Below are 23502 nucleotides of genomic sequence, written 5' to 3'. Positions count from 1 at the left end.
AATATGTGTACCCCGCCCGATTTGAGGGTGGGGAACTAGACCCGCCTCCCAATGCATTCCTTTTATCACAAACCTCTGAATCTCTCCAATAGAATTCACTTCTTCAGTAAAATTCTTTCTAAAAGTTCATATTTGTTCACGAATCACATCTACTTCAACTTTAAGTTTATGTTTTCCACCACCAAATAGAATTCCTTTTAAGGGAGATACATCTGCGTAATCTCGCCCAACAGCCGTTATGATATACTCTTCCGTTATGATCTTTCCGTTTGTAGGATCAAAATCCATCCAGCCGAAAGTAGGACAATAAACAGATACCCAAGCATGCGTCGCATCACTTCCTTGTAATTTTTGAGTACCGGGAGGAGGTAGTGTTTCCAAATAACCACTCACATAGCGTGTAGGAATCTTTAATGATCGAAGTGCAGCTATCATCAAATGTGAAAAATCCTGACAGACTCCTTTTCTTTCATGAAGAATTTGATCAATAGGGGTGTTGATACTTGTTGCCTTTGGATCGTATTGAAACGTTTGATAAATATAACTAGTCATCTCCAAGGCAGCAGCATAAACAGGTTTGCCATTTGTAAAAAACATCTTGGCAAAATCCGAATAACTATCTTTTGCTGCAATGAATGAAGAAGGTTGGATGTATTCAATGGATAACAAATCTGCATCTAACGTTGATTCATGGATAAGTGAATATATATTTTCCCAAGGTGTGGATTTATATAAGTCTGTTCCGAGAGATTGATGTGTCCGAACTGTTGACTCAACAACGACTTCTAGAAATCGATGTGGGTCCTCAACAGAAAATAAAAATACTTGGTTTCCAAAATAATCTCTTCGAAAGGAAGACACTACCGGTTTTGGATTCACAGTCACATGTGTTCTAAAACAATCTTGGTGCGGGGATGTCAATGGGTACATATGTGCCATATTATGACAATAAGCAACTGTATCGTCGTAACTATACTTTGTTTTATGAATTACTTTAAAATCAGCCATTGCCATCACCGATCCTCGTTTGTTCTTCGGTATAGTTGAAGTATCGTGCTGACAATGCTTCTGACAATTGTTTCAAATAATTATGCAATTCTTCTAACCAAACAGAAACCGATTCTAATGGATTTTCCAACTCAAAGAAAATAGATATGTCTTTCATCTTAAAGTGGGTATACAATTGTAGGGCTGCGCGGTCTTCCGAATAAACAACTTTCTCATCCTTACCCGGTAAAAACTGGATATCTGAGTTGATTTGTTCTAACTGGTATGCAAATGACCTAGGATTGGTTGTATCAAATAACAAAATATCCAATACCGATTCCTGATCTATTTTCCCACTATAACGTCGATTGTATGTTAGTCGGATATCGTTAATTCGTAAAAATGTTTCAAAAGAAGCCTTATCTCTAAAACTATCCCATCGAATCATTCCTTGTAACATCAAAATCATATTGATAGATCTTTCAATTCGGCGACCTAAGTTTAGGAAATACCAACCGGCTTCCCTACTCATATTTTCAAAGGACAACCCAGTTAAAGAAGATAGATTCACTATGATCTTTTGTAAAAAATCTATAATCTGATCATAAGATTCAATTTCATGATTGGATTGATCTTCTAACTGTAATAATATCTTTTTCATATCTTCAGAAAGACGATCCCGAACCGATTTAGAAGCAATTACCAAACTTCTTAAATGGAAAGCCAAACTACCCACTACTTGACGATCCGACGTCAGTCGTTGCAACTCTGGGAATGGATTTACAAATAATTCACTTGCATCATCCCCAATAAAGCCAGGATAACTATTGGTGACGTGAGTTACTAATTTTAACGAATTCTCCAATGATTCTCTTTCGTAACCATCTTCCACTTGTAAAATTTTAAAAGTAGCTTCTCGTATAACTCTTGTCTGGTTCTCTGATCGTTCCAAATATCTTGCTAGCCAAAATAAATTGTCTGCTACCCGACTTGGAACTCCTGCGCTTTTTCTTGAAATCAAAACTTGATCTGATTTTGGAACAAGCAGTGATTCCTCTTTTTGCGTTTCCGTTGCGAGAACCCATAAATCCTTACTCCAGGCTCCTCTTTGACTAGTGATAAAAAAATCATCTAATGAAGGTGATACTCGAACCAATCCACCTGCCATTGTTTGGTAACCAGATCCGGAAGAAGAAACAAAGGTTCTCATAATAGCGCGACCTGGGCGGAATCCATTTTCACCTAACACTGGAACAGTGGCAGAAGCAATCATTTCCTGCGCAATAAAACGATTGGGGGATAATTTCAGCTTACACAAAAAGGAATCCTTTCTGTCCCCACTCAGTTCAATAAAGGTAACCGGTTTTTCTTCATCCGTACGAGATACAGTTTTAAAAACATATTTTTCTGGATTTTGTAGAACTAATTGAAAGTGGTGTGGTGTTCCCATCCAATACGTTGGTGCCATTGGAAGTATTAAATCTTCACCTAAATAAAAACGGCTTAAGTCTGAATAAAAAGGCAACAATGCGCGGTTTTCCAAAAAACCCGTTCCGATCGGATTGGCAATTTTTACATTTCCAGAACGCACTGATTCTAAAAGCCCTGGAACCCCAAGTAGTGAATCCCCTCTTAGTTCGAGTGGATCCATAAAATTGTCATCCACCCGACGCAAAATTAAATCGATTTGTTGCAAACCTTCCACAGTTTTCATATAAACTTTATTTTTTCTAACAGTTAGATCCCCACCTTGCACGAGAGTGTAACCTAAATAACCAGCAAGATAAGCATGTTCAAAATAAGTTTCATTTGATGGACCAGGAGTTAATAATACAATCACAGGTTCGCGCCCAGTAACACCTGCAAGTTGAGTTAAGGATTTTCGCAATGATCGAAAATAAACCGCAACTCGATGAACCATTGCATCACGGTACATACTAGGAAAAATTCTAGAGAGTACAATACGGTTTTCGAGTGAATATCCAGAACCAGAGGGAGCTTGGACTCTATCATTCAAAACATAAAAGTTTCCGTCGGCGGCCCGAATCAAATCGCAAACAAAAAATAGGAGGGCAGGATTCTTAGCGAGGAAGTGATTCGAATCATACATACCATCACAAGCACGTAGAAAGGAAGTTTCGTTAAAAAGAATTTCTGGAGGAATTTTTTTTTCGTGTAACAGTCGTCTTTTGGAATATACATCCCTTACAAGCGCATCTAATAAATCAGCTCTTTGGTTAAGACCTCTCTCTAACAGTCTCCACTCTTCACTTTCCATAACCAATGGGAATAAATCCAGGTCCCAAGGCCTTTCTTTTGCTTCCGGTGAATCAGTTTGGTATAAATTGTATGTGACTCCATTTTCTCTAAGAATTCGATCTGTATCACGTCGTCGATTGACTAGTTCAGCAGGCCCTAGCTCTTGGAAGGATTTAACTAAGAACTTATATTTGTTCCGAATTTGACCATCTGCATCATAGAGTTCATCATAAACTCCAGGAATCGTTTTATAATTTCCGATTAACTGATAAGGATCTTGGGTCATCATCTATTTGAATGTTACCATCCTAAGATCCAATGTTGATGGGAAGGCTTTATTTTCCAACCGGACCGGTGGTAAACTCTTTCCAATCTTATGACCATGAGTCCAAAAACGGGAAATTCGTCTGGATTCCGCTTCATACCCATTGATAGGAATCGTTTGGTAAGACAATCCTCCTGGATGAGAAACATGGTAAGTACATCCTCCAAGCGCTCTGTGATTCCAAGTATCGTAAACATCGAATACCAAAGATTGTTGTGCAGGTAAGTGAGGATGTAAAGTAAAAACAGGTGACCAAGCTTTGAAACGAACACCAGCAACATATTCATTATGAACAGATGTTGCTTGTAGCGGAACCTCGTACCCATTGCAGCTCAATTTATACCTTTCTGGATGAAAGCCTTTTACTTTTACTTGGACTCGTTCTGTTGCAGAATCTACACCACGTGAAGTTCCCTGCGCCGTATTTTCTTCACCAAGGACATTCCAAGGTTCCAAGGCCATACGAAGTTCAATTTCCATACCGTCCAAATAACAAATTCCATATTGAGGAAATCGAAATTCAAAAAATGGATCAAAGTCTTTTGATAAAAATCCAAATCCACTATTCTGTAAATCTTGGATTACTTCTTTAAAATCACGATAAACAAAGTAGGGCAACATAAATCGATCGTGTAAGTCCGTATTCCAATTAATGGGATTTCCATAATAAGGATCTTCCCAAAACCGACAGATGATTGCCATCATAAATGCTTGTTGGATCACACTCATTTGATAATGAGGTGGCATTTCAAAAGCCCGCATTTCAATGAGTCCCAATCTTCCAGTAGGAGATCCAGGATCAAAAAGTTTATCTATAGAAATTTCTGTTCGATGTGTATTTCCGGTAATATCGATTAAAATATTTCTTAACACTCGATCTAACATCCAAGGTGAAGTATGTTTACTGGAATCAATTTGTTGAAATGCAATTTTTAATTCATGTAAAGAATCATTTCTACCTTCATCAATCCTAGGAGATTGAGAAGTTGGACCAATAAACATACCAGAAAATAAATAAGAAAGCCCTGGATGGTTTTGCCAATACGCCACCAAACTTCGTAAAAGCGAAGGTTTACGTAAGAACGGGCTATCACCCACAGAAGCACCACCCAGAGTGATATGGTTTCCTCCACCTGTTCCCGAGTGACGACCATCTATCAAAAATTTTTCTGCTGTCAAACGAAGTTGGTGCGCCTCTTCATAAAGAATTTTTGTCTTTTCAATGATCTCTCCGAAAGAAGAGGAAGGATGAAAATTAACTTCAATGACACCTGGATCGGGAGTGATTTTAAAACGATTTAATCTTGGATCATGCGGTGCTTCATACCCTTCTAATACAATAGGAATATCCGTACCAAGGGCTGTTTGTTCAATCGCATAAATCAGACGTAACCAACCCTCTAATGACTTGATTGGCGGTAAAAATACTCTGATGTTTCCATTTCTAGGTTCAACACAAAGAGCCGTACGCGTTCGTTCTTCTGCTGCCACATAACTAACTGTAGTTGTGAGAAATGGTGACTGGCCTAATTCCTTTGCTTTGGGCAGATCTGGTTTGGGAGCAGCTGGATCTTCAGGGGATGAAGGTGTTTGCTTTCCACCTAACGAATGTAATGGTAATCTCAATCCGACAGGTGAATCTCCAGGGATTAAATACATTTTCCCACGTCGAAAAATCCATTCATCCGATGTCCAAGATTGATTGACTACATCATAATCTAAAGGAAGAGTATATCCCACTTCACGATGTAAACCAGAATCGACTACTTTAAGAATACGTTTACGTTCCATCTCATCATAAGTGTTTAGATCATCTAACATCGATTCTGTTTGAGCAGGTAGATTGGCTTCTTGCCAAAGATAATATAAATTATCCTCGTAAGCCGTATGGATCGATGTAGTAGGAACTCGAAGATATTCCCCAAGAACACTAATGAACCTTCTCGCATCCTCTGTTGTGGCCGATCCCGTATAACGATCGTCTGCAAGCAGATACGGATGGTTCCAGATAGGCTCTCCATCTTTTCTCCAATAGGAAATCATCGCCCAGCGTGGCAGAGGTTCCCCTGGATACCACTTTCCTTGTCCATATTGCAGAAGTCCGCCTGGTGCAAAGTGTTTACTGAGTTTCTTGATCAATTGTTCTGATTTGGAATATTTCTCGAAACCTAAAGCATCAAAATTCCATTCAGGAGCTTCGCTATTTTCAGTAGAAACGAATGTAGGTTCCCCTCCGATAGTAAGCCTGATATCATTTTTCTTAATTCGTTTGTCAATGGAATCACCTAACCGAATGATTCGATTCCAATCTTCGTCTTGGTAAGGTAAGGTGACACGAGGCGTTTCTAAAACTCTTTCCACACTCATGTGAAATGAAAATTCCAATTTTGCTTTTTCAGCAAAACCATAAATAGGTCCGGCCGATTCTGGTTCCGGAGTGGCAGCCAATGGAATATGGCCTTCGCCTGTAAAAAGACCAGAAGTTGGATCAAGGCCAACCCATCCAGCTCCTGGGATATAAACTTCCGCCCAAGCATGTAAGTCTGTAAAATCGGATTCAGCTCCCGATGGACCATCCAAAGATTTTACATCCGCTTTCAATTGAATCAAATATCCGGATACAAATCTTGCGGCAAGCCCCAGATTTCTGAGTATCTGGACGAGTAAATAAGCAGAATCTCTACAAGAACCCATACGAGAAGATAATGTCAATTCAGTTGGCTGGATTCCCGGTTCCATTCGGATCACATAACCAACGTCAGAGTATACTTTAGCATTCACTGCCACTAAAAATTCAACGATCCTTCTTGGTTCTAAATCAATTGTTTTTAGATAAGATGCGAGAAGTTTCCCCGGTTTTTTAACTTTTAAATAAGGTGCCAGTTCCTTCTTTAAAACCTTATCATAAGTAAATGGAAAGTTCTCCGCATATTCTTCGACAAAAAAATCAAATGGATTGATTACTTTTAAATCAGTAACTAAATCAACCGCTACTTGTAATATATTGGTTTTTTCTGGAAATACTAATCGAGCCAAATAATTTCCAAATGGATCTTGTTGCCAATTTAGAAATTTTTGTTCCGGTAATATATTTAATGAATAAGAAACAATATGATTTTTAGTATGTGGGGCCGGTCTTAATCTGACTACATGTGGAGATAGTTTAATAGACTTGTCATATTGATAGGTTGTGATATGGGAAAGTGCAACTCGTATACTCATAGTTAGTTTGTAAAAAATCGTTCCACGATTTTGGCACCGATGTGATTTAATTCAATTTGAATATCATCTAGGTATTCATGTAGACCTTTATCAAAAATGGATTTTATATTTTCTGATCTAAGCCGATTCAAATAAACTGTGGTCGCATCCTGGGCTAAGTTACGCGGCAATCCTTCCTTAATACCAGAGATTTTTTCCAAAGCCTCTTGCATCTCTTGTAAACAAAAGAATATCGATCTCGGAAACGTTTCATTCAAAATCAAAAACTCAGCGATATCTGTTGGATCCACTCGTTTGTATTTTTGATTGTACATCTCATGGGCAGAGGCCGACTTTAGTAATGATAACCATTGCAATAAATCCAAGGTTGAACCAACATCATGAACAGAAGGAAGTAGAATGAAATACTTCATGTCTAGAATTCTAGTTGTTTTATCCGCACGTTCCAAAAATCTTCCGAGAAGTGAAAAATTCCAGACTTCATCATGGGAAATGGTAGCATCCGAACATCCATAAAAACTTTGGCAGCTCTTTCTAACCGTGCTTAAAAACTCAGACAAATCCATGGAAAGAGTGTCCCCATGTAATTCCGAAGTTTCCATATAAACCTTACGATAATCTTTAATCAAAAGATAAAATTCATTCAACACTTCCCACATGGAGGTAGAAATATTTTCACGAATGGTTCGAGCATTTTCTCTGGCTCTGGAGAGACATTGGAATATGGAATTAGGATTTTCTTCATCAAAAGTCATAAACCGTATGACATTCAACGGACTTGGCTCTGAGTATCTTTTCTCAAAAAGTTCAACGTCACCTGTTGTATGTACAAGTGGTAACCATTGGTTCGGAACCTCTTCGTTTAAATCCAAAGATAGTTGGTGATTGACGTCAATAAACCTTGAGTAGTTTTCTGCTCTCTCGATATATCGATTCATCCAAAAAACTGATTCTGCAACTCGGCTTAACATATAGTATCCTTATCCTAGAACCCAGGTGTCTTTTGAACCGCCTCCCTGGGATGAATTGACCACAAGTGATCCTTTTCGAAGAGCTACTCGAGTGAGCCCACCTGGCATCACATATATATCCTTACCGTACAAAATGAACGGCCTCAGATCGACGTGTCTCGATTCAATTTTATCGGCAATGAGAGTTGGTACTGTGGAAAGATTCAAAACTGGTTGAGCAATATAGTTTCTTGGATCTGCTTTGATCAGTTCCTTAAAATCCTCCTGCTCCTGTTTTGTCGATTTTGGACCAATGATCATTCCATACCCACCGGCACCATTAGCTGCCTTTACGACCAAGTTATGAATGTTTTCCAATACAAATTGTAAATCTGGACCTTCGGAACAAAGGTAAGTAGGAACGTTTGGAATGATCGGATCTTCGCCTAAGTAGTATTTAATGATCTTTGGAACATAGGAATAAATTACTTTGTCGTCAGCAACTCCAGTTCCAGGTGCATTGGCGAGCGCCACATTCCCTCTTTTAAATGCTTCAAAGATTCCTTTGACACCAAGCAAAGAGTCCGGCCTAAAACTCGATTGGTCCATAAAGGTATCGTCAATCCTTCGGTAGATCACATCTACTTTGCGGAGGCCTTTGGTCGTTTTCATATAGACTTTATGATTTTCTACAATGAGATCCGATCCTTCTACAAGGTACACTCCCATCTTCTGAGCCAAGAAGCTATGTTCATAATATGCGGAATTGTAAACCCCAGGAGTCCAGACAGCAATCACTGGATCTGAAACGTCTGTTAGGTTTTCTAACATGGACCTTAGATGGTAAGGATAATCATAAACTTGGCGAATGTTTAACTTTTCGAAAAGTTCGGGAAAAGTTCGTTTCATCACTTCACGATTTTCTAATACATAAGACACACCAGAAGGACAACGTAGGTTATCTTCTAACACATGGAAGGCACCAGCTCCATCTCTTACTAAATCTGTTCCTGTAATATGAATCCAAATATCTTTCGGAGGTTTCAAACCAATACATTGTTTGAGATATCCGGAACTAGATTCAATCATGTCCCTAGGGATGATTTTATCTTTGAGAATTTTTCCTTCTCCATAAATATCAGTTAAAAATAAATTAAGTGCTTGGATCCTTTGTTTGAGTCCCTTTTCTAAACTGATCCACTCTTCACTCGGTACAATTCGGGGAATGACATCAAAAGGCATAATTCTTTCTTGTTCGCCACCATCGCCATACAAGGTAAAGGTGATACCGAGTGACATGAGTGCCCTTTCTGCAGAACTACTGCGTTTTACGAGTTCGATCCCACCCAAACTCTCCATTTTCGTTTTTACAAAGTCGTAACTTTTACGCGGATAACCTTCGTTAGAAAACATCTCATCATATATATTCTTTTCACTATAGTCGGCGATAAACATGGGGGTACCCTCTGCTTACTTAGTTAGCAATATTTGTACCAAATGGAAGATATGACCCAAAAGGATGGATTCCAGGCTCATCCGACATAACAAGGTTAGGGGGAGGGAGTTTGGTGTTTATAAAATAAGCATTGTAGGAAAAGGAAGGATGTAGGTGTTTATAAATAGTACGGAATGATTAGTTTTCAGTGGATGGCGACAAATCGTTAGGGGAAATTTTCTTCTTTTTCTCTTGTTTTAACCGAAATGCATAAGCCAAGGTTCGGAAAAAACGCAAAAAAGGTAAAAATTTTAGCATAAACCGATTTCCCAACTGAGATATATGCTCATACCTTCTCTTCTTCGGCCGTAGCACCGATTGTAAAACACGAAGTGCCAGTCGTTTCGGATCAGAAAGTTTCGGCTCAAGGGCAATGACCCTCGAAAATCGGAACTCTCTCCCTATTTGTTTACGAAAGGAATCCCAGAAATAATCCAAAGCGGATTTTGTCGATCCATACAATCCGAATCCAGGAGTAGGGATCTTTGTTAAATCGGAACTAACAACGATTATATGAAGTCCTACCGAAATTAAATTGGTTAACCTTTGCACCGTATGAATTGGTGCCAGTGTATTCGAATGAAAAAGGATTTTTAGTTTGTTCCAATCTTCCTTTTCATCTTCCGCATAAGTGATTTGTTCTGAATTTAGAATGAATACATCGATTTTGTCTAAGGTTTCAATAGCCGATTCAATCAATCGTTCCATTTGATCCGGTTTCGAAGGATCAATTTTATATTTTTGGAGATTCGGATGATTGGGAATTTCTTCTGGATTTGAATCACCAACTACAACGAGTGCCCCTTCCAAAAGAAGTAGAGACAAAAGTTCTTTTCCCAAAGGAGAGGAACCTGAACTAAGCACAATCTTTTTGGAAGCAAGTTTCATATCGGCAATTTGATTTAGTGGATCAATTGAGAGACGGATCTTTTGTGTGGTCAACAAAGTATTTGTAAATTCCACCTTTGTTTCGAAGAGCTTCTCGCCAAACAACCTCAGATTCGTCTTCCCGAAAAATAATTGATTCGTCTACTTGATCAGAAACTACCCAAGACAATCTTTCGAATTCACTTTCCAATTGGCCGGAAGACCAACCTGCGTATCCTTGCAAAACGCGAAACTGAATTTGATCAGAAGAAAGAACTTCAAGCATAGTATCAAAACTTCTTGCCATATAAATCCCTGGCACAATTTCCACACCAGGATCTTCCGTTTGTTTACCATTATGAATGATAGATACAAACATACTGTCTACAGGGCCACCAGAGAACACTTGTTTGTTGGAATAGGCACTCTCTGGTAGATTTTTAATCAATGATTCCATTGTTTGGTCGGTAGGTTTGTTTATAACCAGACCAAAAGCACCGTCATCATCATGATCAACCATAAGGATGACGGTTTTGTGAAAAAAATCCTGAATCACGCTAGAATTGGAAATGAGTAACTTTCCGCGAGTTGAATCAGGATTTTGTGTCATTATTTTTTGCCGTGAATTTCTTCCAGGATTTTGTAAGCCACTTCTAATGTACTAATATCGGAATCACCTTTCACCATAGGTTCTGATTCTCCTTTAATACACTTAACAAAGTGTTCGTGTTCCTGTTTGAGAGGATTATCTTTGTGAACAAAGATTTTTTCCACGATAGATTCTTGTCTGTATTTGATTTCGCCAGTTCCGAGTTGAGTTGTTGAACTTGCTTGTCTATGCAACTCAATCTCTTGGTTGGTAAAATCCAAAAATACATAAGAATCTTTTTGAGAAATATTGAGAGTTCTGATTTTTGCTTGGGAAGCACGAGACGCATTGAGGGAAGCAACACATCCATTAGCAAAAGTAAGAACCACACTAGCAATATCTTCGTGATTGGAAACAATCGAAGAACCAACTGCTTTTACTTCTTTGACTTCAGATTTTACCAAGTTCAAAACAATGTCAATATCGTGGATCATCATATCCAAAACTACACCAACATCAGTGATGCGACTGTTATAAGGTGCAATCCTTCTGGATTCAATGAGGAGCGGGTGTTCTGCAATTTTGCCCAATTCCAAAACGGCTCCATTAAATCTTTCCACGTGACCCACTTGTAAAATCAAGTTGTTCTGTTTTGCTAAAGCTACCAACTCTTTTGCTTCTTCCACTGTTTGTGAAATAGGTTTTTCCACCAAAACATGTTTCTTTTCAGTTAACGCTTGCTTTGCGATCTTATGATGAAGGAAAGTAGGTGCGGCAATGACAATGGCATCCGTTTCCTTTAACAATTCTTCCACTGTAGGAAACGCTTTTGTTTTGTGTTTCTCAGCAATTTGAGTGGCACGTTCTAAGTTGGCATCAAATATCCCGATGAGTTCAGCATCAGAAAGCTGTTTGGCAACGTTTACGTGGTATTGGCCCATGTGGCCAGTACCAATGACTCCGAGTCGGACTTTTTTCTCCATAGATGCTCTCAATACTCCAAAAGATCAGCGGAAAAACAACTTCGATTTTCCACCACTACCCACCTTTTCTCCGGACTCGCGGGCAAATTCTTCCATAAGTTCTTTCTGTTTTTTAGAAAGTTTCTTAGGAATTTCGACTTTGATGATTACATGTTGGTCCCCTTTTCCATAAGAACCAAGGTAAGGAATCCCGTGACCCTTCAATCGGAAGATTTGTCCACTTTCGGTTCCTTCCGGAATTTTGAGTTGGATGGTCTTTCCATCAATGGAAGGCACTTCGATTTCTCCCCCAAGGCAAGCCATGGATAACGAAATCGTTTTTTGAACAATTAAGTCATTCCCTTGGCGTTCAAAGGTTGGGTGTTTTTTGATATGTGTCACTACATACAAATCCCCACTTGGACCACCGTTCGGGCCAGACTCACCTTCTCCAGAAACTTTGAGTCGGCTTCCTGATTCCACACCTGCAGGAATTTTAATATGAATGGTTCGTCTTTTCTCTGTTAGGCCTTCGCCCTTACAGGTTTTACAAGGATTGGAAATGACTTTTCCTTTTCCTTTACAACGTGGACAAGTGGTTGTGACACTAAAGAAACCTTGTGTTCGTCTGACTTGGCCTGTTCCCGAACAATCAGGACATACCGTTGGCGAAGATCCTTTTGATGCTCCCGATCCAGAACAATCCACACAAGTTTCCAGTCGTGGGATTTCAATTTTGTATTCTTTACCGAGGGCCGCATCTTCTAAACTGACTTCTAAATTATAACGTAAATCCGATCCTCTTTGAGGACCGGACCTTCTTCCACCACCACGGCTACCGCCGCCACCTGAACCTCCAAAAAATTCACTGAAGATGTCACCGAAGTCTCCAAAGATATCAGAGAAGTCTGTATAAGCACCTGCTCCGTATCCTCCGCCCGCACCGGCATTGACGCCGGCCTTGCCGAACTGATCGTACGCCGCACGTTTTTGTGCATCACGTAACACTTCATAGGCTTCAGTAGCCTCTTTGAATTTTTCTTCCGCTTCTTTATCACCCTTATTTTTATCAGGGTGATATTTGATGGCTAACTTACGATAGGCGCCCTTGATCTCATCATCAGAGGCACCTTTCGAAACGCCTAATACTTCGTAGTAACCACGGTCGCTCATAGTTTTGCTTCTTTCTCTATTTATTTTTTGTCCTCATCGACTACGGTGTAATCCGCATCGACGACCTTTTCGCCACCGGCAGAAGATTCACTTGCACCTTGACCTGCGTTTGCACCAGGATCCGCACCTGGAGCACCAGCTTCAGGACCTGCTTGTGAATATATCTTTTGTCCAATTTGCATTGCTACTTCTTGGATGGAATCACGAGAAGCTTTCATACGTTCGATGTCACCAGATTCCATTGCTTCACGGCCACGTTTGATTTCGTCCTGAGCTCTTTGTTTTTCTGATTCATCGAGTTTGTCAGCAGATTCACCGATGGTTTTTTCTAATTGGTAAACAATCGCTTCCAATTCGTTTTTAGTATCAGCGGCTTCGCGAAGTTTTTTATCTTCTTCAGCGTGAGCTTCTGCATCTTTCACCATCTTTTTAATTTCTTCTTCAGAGAGTCCCGAAGAAGACTCAATACGAATCTTTTGTTCTTTCCCTGTTCCTAAGTCTTTTGCCGATACATGAACGATACCATTCGCATCAATATCAAAAGTGACTTCGACTTGAGGTACTCCTCTTGGTGCCGATGGAATTCCCACTAAGTCAAAACGACCGAGGGTTCTATTGGCACTTGCCATCTCACGTTCCCCTTGCAATACATGAACCGAAACTGTTGTTTGGCTGTCTGCCGCAGTAGAGAACACTTGTGACTTTCTTGTCGGAATGGTTGTATTTCTTTCGATGAGTTTTGTCATCACACCACCGAGAGTTTCAATACCAAGAGAAAGTGGAGTTACATCAAGTAACAATACGTCAGTAACATCACCAGCAAGAACTCCCCCTTGGATTGCAGCACCAACTGCCACTACTTCGTCTGGGTTTACAGATTTGTTCGGTTCTTTACCGAAAATTTCTTTTACAAGAGCTTGGACCGCAGGGATACGAATCGATCCACCCACAAGGATGACTTCATCAATTTCGCTCGCAGACAAACCTGCATCTTTTAATGCATTGATACATGGAATGCGAGTTCTTTCTACAAGTGATCTTGTGATCTCATCAAACTTTGCTTTAGTGAGTGTCATGTCCAAATGTTTTGGACCAGATGCATCTGCTGTGATGAACGGTAGATTGATTTGAGTGGAAGATGTTCCAGACAACTCGATTTTAGCTTTTTCAGCAGCTTCTTTCAATCGTTGTACTGTGTTTTTATCTCCAGAGATATCAATCCCAGTTTGTTTTTTAAACTCATCAATCATCCACTGCATAACTACGTTATCAAAGTCGTCACCACCAAGATGAGTGTCCCCATTTGTGGATTTTACTTCGAAAACACCGTCACCAAGCTCTAGGATGGATACGTCAAATGTTCCACCACCTAAGTCATATACTGCGATCTTGGCGCTAGTTTTTTTCTTATCAAAACCGTAAGCGAGAGCCGCTGCCGTAGGTTCGTTAATGATACGTTCCACTTCGAGACCAGCAATTCGACCAGCATCTTTTGTTGCTTGTCTTTGTTCGTCATTGAAGTATGCAGGAACGGTAACCACAGCTTTCTTTACTTCGTAACCAAGAAAGTCTTCCGCAGTCTTTTTCATTTTTTGAAGAACACGAGCCGCAATCTCTTGTGGAGTGAATTCACCAGAAACGGTTTCAAATTTGACTCCATCATTTCCAGCACGGATCACTTTGTAAGATACCATCTTGGATTCATCACCAGCTTCGTTAAAACGACGACCAATGAAACGTTTTGCAGAACGAATTGTGTTTACCGCATTCGTAATTGCCTGGTTCTTTGCGAACTGACCCACAATGGTTTCACCCTTTGCGGTAAAGGCAACAATCGAAGGAGTGGTTCTTGCCCCTTCTGAGTTTTGAATGACAACAGGGTCTCCACCTTCCATAACCGCCACACAAGAGTTAGTGGTTCCCAAATCGATACCTATAATTTTTTCCTTAGACATAATCTTCTCCTTCTTACTTATATTAACTTTGTGGTTTTCCCACTTTTACACGTGCAGGGCGAATGGATTGTTTGTTCTCACCTTCTTCATGGTAATAACCAGCTTGGTAAGTTTCCACAACCGTCTCCTCAACAAACTCTGCACTTTCCTCAGAAGCAATTGCTTCCATAAGCATTGGATCAAACGGCATTCCTTTCGGATCCAAACGTTTGATTCCTTCTTTTTCCAATACGGAATAAAATTCCTTTTGAACCATCTTGATCCCTTCAACGAAAGCAACTACTTCCGGAGTTTGGTTCGGAACATTGGACACTCGTTCTAAATTGTCCAAGGCACCAGTGAGTCCTTCCGCAAACTTCTTGATGGATTCTTTTCTTGCATTTAACAAGTCATTTGCAGTTCGACGTTTGTAGTTTTGAAACTCCGCACGTTCTCTTAACCAAGAATCTTTTAAAGTCTCGATTTCTTTTTTAGCGTTATCGAGTTCCTTCTCGGCACCTTCTACTGCTTGTTCAATGGCTTCATCCGTAATGGTCTGCCCTTCTTCGACGGACACATTTTGTTCATCCACGGACCCGTTTGTTTCTTCTGCCATTTTTCCTCCTACTATCTACTCAATTTCGTAATCATTTCTGAAACTAACTTTGAGGTGAATTCAATCAAAGGTAATGCTTTGTTATAATTCATCCTCTGAGGACCAATGATTCCCATGGAACCGATCCTCTTCTCTCCCATTCGGTAATTTGTTGTGATGATGGTTACACCACCTAACTTCTCATTACCATCTTTTCCAATAATGGTATAAACACCATCCATCGGAACATAATCGCTAAAAAACTCTTTGAGGAACTGCTTTTCATCAAATAGATGCAGGATGTTTTCTAATTGTTCCTCTTCATCCTTAAAGTTTTCGTATAAGTTTTTCAATCCATCGATGTATAAGTTATCAACAGATTGGCTATCTGATCCCATGGCTCTCGCAATCGATGGTGCAAATTGAGAAAATCCTTCTGGACCTTCCTTTTGTATCATCATCTTAGGAATCAGATTACTCTGAATTTCATGAACATCAAAACCTTTGACGTTATCATTCAAATATCTTGAAATTTGGTACAAGGTCTCTTGCGAGATGTGGTAATCGAAAAAAATATTTCGATTAAGCACAGTTCCTGACCGCATAACAAGAATCATAAGAACCTCTCCACCATTTACATGGATGAGTTCAATATGTTTGAGTGTGTCGAGTGATCCTTCCGGACCAAGAACCACACTCGCAGATTGCGAAAGGGAAGCCAATACTTTGGATGTGGCGATGAGCACTTGGTCCAATCGAAATTGCATCCGAAGATACTCTTCCTGGATCCTTTGTTTCTCTCGCATGGTAAGCTCAAAAAGAGTCACCAAACTATCCACATACAGCCGATACCCTCGTTCTGTCGGAACCCGACCTCCCGAAGTATGGCGTGCCACGATAAAACCCATCTCCTCTAATTCTGCTAAGCAGGATCGAATGGTAGCGGGTGAGACTCCGATATCGTATTTTTCAGAAAGGGTTTTGGATCCGACTGGTTTGTTATCCGAAACAAATTCCTCGACCAAAGCTTTCAAAATAGAACGATGTCTAGGCGAAAGATCCATATCCTTCTTGGCACTTCCTTTAGCACTCTGATGATTAGAGTGCTAATCTATGCTTAAAGTTTACGGATTTGGTATTTTTTCGTCGAGCAGGAAGAAGATTGGAGCCTGGAATTTTAGCAGAGTTTAAAAGAATCTGCTAAAATTATGTCACACAGGATAAACTTGGATCTGGTTACGCCCATGATTTTTGGCTTGGTAGAGCGCAATGTCAGCCAACTTCAAAATCTCTTCTGGTTTTTGGATCGGGTGCACCTTAGTAAAACCTATACTCAGAGTGATATTGAGATAATAGTTATCAAAAATGAAAAATCGGTGGCTAGCCACAGATTCCCGAAGGCGGTCCAGAACGATGGAAGCCCCTTCGGTGGTAGTATCTGGCAGAATGCAACCAAACTCCTCTCCGCCGATCCTTCCCACGGTATCCTCTTCTCGTAGGCAATCCACAAAGATATTGGCCATTTTTTTCAAAACCAAATCCCCAATGTCATGGCCGTAAGTATCGTTGATGACCTTAAAATGATCGATGTCGAGGACTGCGAGAACTGATTCCCTGTTACGTCGTTTGACGGTAGCGACTGTTTTTTGTAAGGTTTCAGCAAAGGAACGCCTGTTGGGCAACATGGTGAGTTCGTCCATGTAGGCCAATCGTTTCAAACTATTGATAAGAACATTTTTTTGTTCTTCAAGTCGTCTACGTTCCCTCACATCACGAATGATTGCTGCATAAAACATTTGGTCTTCATTGCGAATGGTAAAGGCACGGATTTCTACCGGAATGGTGCCTTTTGGTTTTGTGACAAGTTCCAATTCTTTTAAAAACCCGGCGATATAGTGGGAATCTTTGGAACTAACAAAGGTTTCTATGGAATTTTGTTCCCCTTTCTCATTCGGAGGAAAAAGAAAAGAAAACGTTTTTTGGTCTAATTCCTCTTTCGAAAAACCAGTTAACGACTGTAATGCTAAATTACTAAAAAGTATTTTACTATCTGTATCTAAAACAACGATGGCATCGATGGATTGCGAAACAATTTCTCTCGCAAACACATCTGTATTAATCTCATTCATTTCCCCAAATTTCCCCATAACCTTTTTCGCTTCGGAATGAATCCCGCCACTTGTGGATGTGACGAAAATTAATTTCCGGTTTGTTGACGCGGAATTCTTTTTTCGGCAAAACCTTCATTGGCTTTGGAATCAGACTCTGATACCAATAAGCAACAGAGGTTAAATCTAAGGTCAAGGAATTTGCATGTCCATGCTCTAAAAGGAATAGGAAATTTTTTTCAAACCTTATGGGGGATTCCACCCAAAATCGATATAAATGAGTTCTACCTAACCAACCAACAGAATCCGAGACTCGTGGATATCCGAAGTATGGATGCATAAAGACTTCTTTTGGTGACCAAGCTGTGTTAAAAACATCTTCGGTTCCTGTTCCTTTTAGATTGGCTTCTGTTTGGTTCCCATCAATAAAAATTAAATCATCTCCCTCTCCATACCAAAGGGGAGTTGGGGAATCTACATATAAATTGAGTCCGACAAATTGCCCTTTGCCTTCTGTTTCGAGAACGGAGAAGTAATTTTCTTTTTTAAAAACAGTCTTTTCTGTTTCTCCAAGAAGGGCCCATTCATTTTCCTTCCCATTGCTGGTGTTAGGTTGTGTAATACTGCGATTCCACTGGGCATGAAAACGTAAACTGGAATCTAATGGTTCTTTCCATTCTTCATAATCGATATAAAAATAAAAATTACTGATATCCTCATCCGATTCATTTTCTATTTCAATTTTTGCTCCTGTTTCAAAGGGCATAGGAAAGTAAGAATTCATAGACTTTCCTTTTTTGGGAGCTGCTACCAAAGGAGCTGAATTTAAAATGTATTCTTCTCCCCAGCCTTGTCCAAAAAATTCACCTAACGGAACTTCCACGGAAGGATGTTTATGATTGTCCCAATAGATGCGGATCACCGCATTTTTACGAGCCATAAGATCTTTACTGGCAAGTGTCATCCAAATATGTTTGATGACACCCCTGGTTTTAATCTCAGCGATAGTCACCGTTTTCTTTTTTGGAATTTTGATAAAGTCATCGTTCCCATTGGTAGGATCGGCACTGGAAATCCTTTGGTTGCGGTAGGTTTTATCCTTCCAAATCGAAGATTCCCATCCATCAGCAAACAATACATTAGTAGAAATGAATATTATAAATCCAAGAAAAGAGAAAAAGAAAGAACTCACCAAAAAGGAAATCTTTTTCTTCCGACTTGATTTAGTGAACAATTTAGAATACTTAAAATACATAGATATTTGCTGTCTGAATTATTTAAAACGATTCATGAGGCCCAGAAAAATTCCTGCTTGGACAAGTGACTGTAAAAAAATTTCGAATACCACATAGAGATGGATCGAAAAAGAAACCTCTGGAATTAAGAATACCATTCCTTCCAAACTCCCCACAGCAGGAGAGATCGCAGCAAGTCCACCAAGGACTGTCCTCATCCAAACCAAAACAAACATTTGTTTACCGAAGCTCTGTGTTCGAAACCAATCCCAAATCACGATTAAAAAACTCACCATTAGGACTGCCTGAAATATTAAAGCAGGAAATAACCAAGTCATAGCTCTTGACCAAGCGGCGCCATCGTTTGCTGTGATAAGAAACAATGGGAAAACAGCACTGTCCCCTTCATAATAATCCTTCATCACCAACTGGAAGTAGGGAATCGAAACCAGGAGATAAGCGGAAAGATGGCTGAAAATAAACTGAATTGTGATTTTAATCTTCGGATTCATGTTAAAGTTGTCCAATAAGGTAGGAGATCCCATCTTAACATGATGAAATCAGAACTCAAGGCAAAACTGCAACGGACATTCCCAAAAGCCAAAACAGTTTCATCTGGTCGGCTCTTCACACGCCAGTTGAGTAATCTTGTTGATGAGTCCATTCGGACTCTTTTTAACGAAGTATCCGATGGGATCCCATTAAAAGACCATCTTTGTTTGATTGCCGTTGGTGGGTATGGCCGAAGGGAACTGGCTCCCTATTCCGATATTGATCTTCTTTATCTGCATGACGGAAAACTCTCCGACAAACTCCTAAGCGAAATCATTTCAAAAATTAACACATTCTTATATAACAACGAAAAGGAAGTGGGGCATTCTTGCCGCACGATCAAAGAATCTTTTTTGTATTTAGACCAAATCGAAACCTTCCATGCTGTCCTTGATTCGCGGTTTCTTGTGGGGTCAGAAGTCCTTTTTCAAAAATACAAAACAGAATTTCTCGGGAAAATTCCTGAAAAAACCATCAAAGTTTTTAACGAATGGAAATTGTCTTACCTTCGCGAACGAATCATCAATTCTTACAATCCCATCCTACTTTCTGAACCTAACATTAAAAATGATCCATTAGGACTTCGTGATATACAACATATGTATTGGATTGAAAAAACCAATCCTTTGGCCGACTCCGCTGATGGGGGTATTTTCGATTTTTATTTGATTGGTGATAGTTTAACTCTTCTATCAGCTTACGATTTTTTACTATTAACAAGATCGGCACTTCACATCATCAGCGGTCGTAAAAATGATCGATTGGATTTGGGTTTGCAAGCGGAAGTGGCGGAGTTTTTAGGTTTTGGACCAAAAAACGAAATCAAAACTCTCGAATCCTTTATGAGCCAATTCTACAAAGCCCAAAAGGAAGTGTATTTTTATATTGGAACATATTTGGATGAAAAAACCAATCGAAACAAAAAAAGAATCCAAAGAGAACTTTCTAATCCGGACAGTTTGTATGATGACATCATCCAATTCTTTGCGGAATCTCAATTAAACGAAGAAGAACCTTCTCGAATCGATTTAAATGAAATCAGATTCGCATCACACTTCTTAGATGATGATTTCAAAAACCAAAAATCTGTTTTAGATACTTTTCTCGGCATGTTACGGCAAAAAAAACGTGTTGGGCATACCCTCACTCTTATGCATGAGTGTAACATTCTTGGAAAACTGATTCCTGAATTTGGCGCTTGTACAAACTTTCCTCTATTTAGTTATCACCACCAATACACCGTGGACGAACACACTCTCCTTATCTTAAGGGAACTTGATGTTCTCATCGCCGATTTATGGGAAGACCGACAAATTCAAGATGTATTTAATGTATGTGAAAAAATTGAGATTTTGGCCCTAGCCATTCTCATCCATGACGCGGGAAAGGTTAAAGAAGGAGACCATAGCCAATATGGTGCGGAACTTGCTCTCATCATTGCAGAAAGGTTTCGGTTGTCAGAAGAAGATACGGAACTTTTACGATTCCTCGTTGCCGAACATATTGTGATGTCAGAACTTTCTTCTAAAAGAGATATTTATGATCCCAAACTCATCGCCTCTTTTGCAAAACAATTTTCGAACGAAAACACCTTGCGGTTGTTATACATACTTACCATTATCGATACTAAGTCAGTAGGGCAAGGAATCCTAACCAACTGGAAAAAAGAAATCTTACATTTCCTATTCACTTCCACTCTAGCATATCTGCAAAAAGGAAATCTTGCCGATACCCAAGAACGGATTGAATCAACTCTCGAAACCTACTTAATCGAAAAAGAAGGACTAACCACCGAACAATCGGAACGGATTGTTGAGTTTGGAATGCAGATAAGGCCTTCCTCCTATTTAAACTACAACACTCCCAGACGAGTGTATCAGCATTTCATCTTACTGTATGATTGGAAAAGTTCAGGATTGCCATTCCGGATGATCGCAGAAAGAGAACCTGCCTTCGTCACTTTGTCCATCTTTGCCCAATCCGACAAACAAATGTTACTGTACCTTTCGGGAACCATCTCTTCTTTAGGACTTAATTTGGTAGGACTCCGTTTATTTAGAACTGAAGAGGACCAACTCATTTTACAAGCACAAATCACTGATGAATTCGGAAGTGGTGAGATCGCAGAAGAACAAATATCAGACATTGAATCTACACTCGCCGATTGTATCGAAGGGAAAACCAATATTGAAGATTTGGCCTCCACAACCAATATCTGGAAAACACTACCTGAAATTCCCGACGGAATGGTAGAAGAGTTGGTCAAATTTGCCAACGATCTTTCTGAATCTTATTCTGTTTTAGAAGTCAGAGTTCCTGATTCCATTGGACTTGTGTATCGAATCTTAAAAACATTACTCGACTTTGAACTCGAAGTGATTTTTGTTAGGATCTCAACCAGTGCGGATTTTGCTTATGACTCCTTTCATATCCAAACCAAAAATGGTAAAAAAATTGAAGATACAGGCCTGCTACTGGCAATCAAAGAAAAAATCCTCTCGGTAGCTCGAGTGAAAGAAAACCTAGGAATCATGGAGATTAACTTTTAATATGGCATGGTGGAAAGAAGCAGTTATCTATCAAATCTACCCACGTAGTTTTCAAGATTCCAATGGAGATGGCATTGGTGATTTAGAAGGAATCATCGAAAGATTGGATTATCTTGCAGGTTCCAAAGATTCTCTTGGGATTGATGCGATTTGGTTATCACCGGTGTATCCTTCTCCCATGTTTGATTTTGGTTATGATATTTCAAACTATGAAGAAATTGATCCTGTTTATGGTGACACTCAAACCTTCAAACGGTTGTTAAAGGAAGCACACAAACGTGGAATCCGAATCATATGGATCTTGTGGTCAACCATACCTCTCACCTCCACCCGTGGTTTTTAGAATCCAGATCCTCTGTCAATAGCCCTAAAAGAGATTGGTACATTTGGAAAGAACCAACTCATGTAGGACCACCTAACAATTGGCTCGGTGCTTTTGGCGGATCGGGTTGGGAATACGACAAACGTACCAGTGAATACTATTTCCATTCCTTTCTGAAAGAACAGCCAGATCTCAATTGGCGTAATCCCGATGTAGAAGATGCCATCTTCAGAATGATGAAGTATTGGTTGGATATGGGTGTGGATGGGTTTCGTTTGGATGTGGTCAACTTATATGTAAAAGATGAATTCCTCCGAAACAATGCTTCTTATTTTATGAAAGGCCCAAGACCTTACGACAAACAAGTACATACTTATGATCGTGACCGTCCCGAAATGCATGGGATCTTACGACGTATGCGCAAACTACTCGATTCGTATTCCGATAAACGTATGTTTGTTGGTGAGATCATGCAAGACTTCCCAGGAAACGTCCTTCTTCCTGCTACCTATTGTGGCCGTAACGACGAACTACACCTTGCATTCAACTTTATGTTTCTTTTTTCTCCTTGGAAAGCAGAACGATTTTTTCAAATTGTAAAGGACTTTGAATCCGCACTCGGAGAAGACAATTGGCCGAACTATACTCTCTCCAACCATGACTTTCCTCGCCACATCACTCGTTATGAAAAAGGTGTCGATACAAAAGCCCGCGCCCAACTTGCAGCCTGTATGATGTTAACGCTTCGCGGAACACCTTTCCTCTACTACGGTGAAGAGATTGGTATGAAACGCCAAAAAGTTCCCTACAAAAAAATCCAAGACCCTGTGGGAAAACGTTATTGGCCTTTCCATCCCGGTCGAGATCCCGAACGAATTCCTATGCCTTGGAATAGTTCAGAAACCACAGGTTTCACTACTGGAAAAGCATGGCTTCCTTTGTACGAAGAAGCAAACACAGTGAATGTGGAATCACAAATGGAAGATCCCACCTCACTATTTCATACTTACAAAAAACTAATCCAATTAAGGAAAGATAGAAAATCTCTGCGAAAAGGTAAGTTAAAAATATTAATATCCGACGACAAACAAGCGCTATACTATCGCAGAAGAGACGGAAAAGAAGATACTTATATTTTTTTAAACTTCTCTGCAAAACCAGTCAAAGTTTCCTATCCTAGAAAATGGATCCTAAACGAAATTCTATTCAGCACAGCAAACAGAACCTCATCATTTGAACTAGAAAAGGAATTGGACACTGGCGGTTTAGTATTGTTCCCGAATGAAGCTGTTATCTTTGGCAGGTGATTTTTTGATCTAAGAGTGGGGCGCCTCGAATGGTTCGAGGTTTCCCAATCTCAAAGTATAATGACCCCGCT

General features: G+C 39.8%; 16 protein-coding genes and 1 pseudogene. 2 read left to right on the top strand and 15 right to left on the bottom strand.

The genetic code is table 11. From position 1 onward, the window contains the following. Window positions 1-126 precede the first annotated feature (126 nt). From LEP1GSC195_RS14775 to LEP1GSC195_RS14705, 15 genes are all read right to left on the bottom strand, one after another. Window positions 127-1008, bottom strand: a complete 882-nt coding sequence (locus LEP1GSC195_RS14775; protein ID WP_040507178.1) for a transglutaminase family protein — start codon at window positions 1006-1008, stop codon at window positions 127-129. Further along, window positions 1001-3535 (bottom strand): circularly permuted type 2 ATP-grasp protein, encoded by a 2535-nt coding sequence (locus LEP1GSC195_RS14770; RefSeq protein ID WP_015680550.1) that lies wholly within the window; start codon window positions 3533-3535, stop codon window positions 1001-1003. The genes LEP1GSC195_RS14775 and LEP1GSC195_RS14770 overlap by 8 nt, the downstream gene beginning before the upstream one ends. Continuing rightward, window positions 3536-6793 (bottom strand): transglutaminase family protein, encoded by a 3258-nt coding sequence (locus tag LEP1GSC195_RS14765; protein WP_040506798.1) that lies wholly within the window; start codon window positions 6791-6793, stop codon window positions 3536-3538. Window positions 6794-6795: 2 nt separating this feature from the next. Continuing rightward, on the bottom strand, window positions 6796-7764 hold the full coding sequence (locus LEP1GSC195_RS14760; RefSeq protein WP_015681555.1) for an alpha-E domain-containing protein: 969 nt from the start codon (window positions 7762-7764) through the stop codon (window positions 6796-6798). Between the two features lie 9 nt (window positions 7765-7773). Continuing rightward, window positions 7774-9198 carry a circularly permuted type 2 ATP-grasp protein gene (locus LEP1GSC195_RS14755; RefSeq protein WP_015682450.1) on the bottom strand — a complete coding sequence of 475 codons (1425 nt, stop codon included), beginning with the start codon at window positions 9196-9198 and terminating at the stop codon, window positions 7774-7776. A 178-nt stretch (window positions 9199-9376) separates the two neighbouring features. After that, a complete protein-coding gene (locus LEP1GSC195_RS14750; RefSeq protein WP_040507177.1) occupies window positions 9377-10126 on the bottom strand; it encodes an SDR family NAD(P)-dependent oxidoreductase in 750 nt (249 codons plus the stop codon). Between the two features lie 22 nt (window positions 10127-10148). Further along, entirely contained in the window at window positions 10149-10715 is a 567-nt protein-coding gene (locus LEP1GSC195_RS14745) for a YqgE/AlgH family protein (protein ID WP_015681164.1), read from the bottom strand. Continuing rightward, a complete protein-coding gene (locus LEP1GSC195_RS14740) occupies window positions 10715-11677 on the bottom strand; it encodes a Gfo/Idh/MocA family protein (RefSeq protein WP_015680752.1) in 963 nt (320 codons plus the stop codon). The genes LEP1GSC195_RS14745 and LEP1GSC195_RS14740 overlap by 1 nt, the downstream gene beginning before the upstream one ends. 24 nt (window positions 11678-11701) lie before the next feature. Next, the gene (gene dnaJ / locus LEP1GSC195_RS14735) at window positions 11702-12829 is read right to left on the bottom strand and encodes a molecular chaperone DnaJ (protein ID WP_015682355.1); all 1128 of its coding nucleotides are present in this window, start codon (window positions 12827-12829) and stop codon (window positions 11702-11704) included. Window positions 12830-12849: 20 nt separating this feature from the next. Continuing rightward, complete coding sequence (dnaK, locus tag LEP1GSC195_RS14730; protein ID WP_015680656.1) at window positions 12850-14784, bottom strand: molecular chaperone DnaK; 1935 nt, start codon at window positions 14782-14784, stop codon at window positions 12850-12852. Between the two features lie 22 nt (window positions 14785-14806). Next, window positions 14807-15379, bottom strand: coding sequence for a nucleotide exchange factor GrpE (gene grpE / locus LEP1GSC195_RS14725; protein WP_015682340.1), 573 nt, complete (start codon window positions 15377-15379; stop codon window positions 14807-14809). Window positions 15380-15390: 11 nt separating this feature from the next. Further along, window positions 15391-16422, bottom strand: coding sequence for a heat-inducible transcriptional repressor HrcA (hrcA, locus tag LEP1GSC195_RS14720; protein WP_015680692.1), 1032 nt, complete (start codon window positions 16420-16422; stop codon window positions 15391-15393). A gap of 147 nt (window positions 16423-16569) precedes the next feature. After that, window positions 16570-17487 carry a sensor domain-containing diguanylate cyclase gene (locus LEP1GSC195_RS14715; RefSeq protein ID WP_015681330.1) on the bottom strand — a complete coding sequence of 306 codons (918 nt, stop codon included), beginning with the start codon at window positions 17485-17487 and terminating at the stop codon, window positions 16570-16572. After that, window positions 17480-18721: a glycoside hydrolase family 172 protein gene (locus LEP1GSC195_RS14710; RefSeq protein ID WP_015681980.1), complete on the bottom strand. Its 1242-nt coding sequence runs from the start codon at window positions 18719-18721 to the stop codon at window positions 17480-17482. The genes LEP1GSC195_RS14715 and LEP1GSC195_RS14710 overlap by 8 nt, the downstream gene beginning before the upstream one ends. 18 nt (window positions 18722-18739) lie before the next feature. Next, window positions 18740-19213, bottom strand: a complete 474-nt coding sequence (locus LEP1GSC195_RS14705; protein WP_015682660.1) for a hypothetical protein — start codon at window positions 19211-19213, stop codon at window positions 18740-18742. 39 nt (window positions 19214-19252) lie between these two features. Here LEP1GSC195_RS14705 and LEP1GSC195_RS14700 point away from each other — a divergent pair, with 39 nt between their 5' ends. Together LEP1GSC195_RS14700 and LEP1GSC195_RS14695 are read left to right on the top strand one after the other, a co-directional pair. Then, window positions 19253-21802, top strand: a complete 2550-nt coding sequence (locus LEP1GSC195_RS14700; RefSeq protein WP_015680978.1) for a [protein-PII] uridylyltransferase family protein — start codon at window positions 19253-19255, stop codon at window positions 21800-21802. A gap of 1 nt (window position 21803) precedes the next feature. Beyond that, window positions 21804-23431 (top strand): annotated as a pseudogene (locus LEP1GSC195_RS14695) (glycoside hydrolase family 13 protein). The last annotated feature ends 71 nt before the right edge of the window (window positions 23432-23502 follow it).

The sequence above is a fragment of the Leptospira wolbachii serovar Codice str. CDC genome (genome assembly GCF_000332515.2).
GTDB lineage: Bacteria > Spirochaetota > Leptospiria > Leptospirales > Leptospiraceae > Leptospira_A > Leptospira_A wolbachii.
The sequence above is the reverse complement of the archived record's forward strand: the minus strand, read 5'-3'. Positions and strand labels throughout refer to the sequence as shown.

Excerpts from the sequence above, each read along its gene's own strand:
- LEP1GSC195_RS14745 (WP_015681164.1), bottom strand. The coding sequence starts at position 10,715 with ATGACACAAAATCCTGATTCAACTCGCGGAAAGTTACTCATTTCCAAT.
- LEP1GSC195_RS14770 (WP_015680550.1), bottom strand. The coding sequence starts at position 3,535 with ATGATGACCCAAGATCCTTATCAGTTAATCGGAAATTATAAAACGATT.
- LEP1GSC195_RS14715 (WP_015681330.1), bottom strand. The coding sequence starts at position 17,487 with ATGAATGAGATTAATACAGATGTGTTTGCGAGAGAAATTGTTTCGCAA.
- LEP1GSC195_RS14760 (WP_015681555.1), bottom strand. The coding sequence starts at position 7,764 with ATGTTAAGCCGAGTTGCAGAATCAGTTTTTTGGATGAATCGATATATC.
- LEP1GSC195_RS14775 (WP_040507178.1), bottom strand. The coding sequence starts at position 1,008 with ATGGCTGATTTTAAAGTAATTCATAAAACAAAGTATAGTTACGACGAT.
- LEP1GSC195_RS14705 (WP_015682660.1), bottom strand. The coding sequence starts at position 19,213 with ATGAATCCGAAGATTAAAATCACAATTCAGTTTATTTTCAGCCATCTT.
- LEP1GSC195_RS14700 (WP_015680978.1), top strand. The coding sequence starts at position 19,253 with ATGATGAAATCAGAACTCAAGGCAAAACTGCAACGGACATTCCCAAAA.
- LEP1GSC195_RS14710 (WP_015681980.1), bottom strand. The coding sequence starts at position 18,721 with ATGTATTTTAAGTATTCTAAATTGTTCACTAAATCAAGTCGGAAGAAA.
- LEP1GSC195_RS14740 (WP_015680752.1), bottom strand. The coding sequence starts at position 11,677 with ATGGAGAAAAAAGTCCGACTCGGAGTCATTGGTACTGGCCACATGGGC.
- dnaK (WP_015680656.1), bottom strand. The coding sequence starts at position 14,784 with ATGTCTAAGGAAAAAATTATAGGTATCGATTTGGGAACCACTAACTCT.
- grpE (WP_015682340.1), bottom strand. The coding sequence starts at position 15,379 with ATGGCAGAAGAAACAAACGGGTCCGTGGATGAACAAAATGTGTCCGTC.
- hrcA (WP_015680692.1), bottom strand. The coding sequence starts at position 16,422 with ATGGATCTTTCGCCTAGACATCGTTCTATTTTGAAAGCTTTGGTCGAG.
- LEP1GSC195_RS14750 (WP_040507177.1), bottom strand. The coding sequence starts at position 10,126 with ATGAAACTTGCTTCCAAAAAGATTGTGCTTAGTTCAGGTTCCTCTCCT.
- LEP1GSC195_RS14755 (WP_015682450.1), bottom strand. The coding sequence starts at position 9,198 with ATGTTTATCGCCGACTATAGTGAAAAGAATATATATGATGAGATGTTT.
- LEP1GSC195_RS14765 (WP_040506798.1), bottom strand. The coding sequence starts at position 6,793 with ATGAGTATACGAGTTGCACTTTCCCATATCACAACCTATCAATATGAC.
- dnaJ (WP_015682355.1), bottom strand. The coding sequence starts at position 12,829 with ATGAGCGACCGTGGTTACTACGAAGTATTAGGCGTTTCGAAAGGTGCC.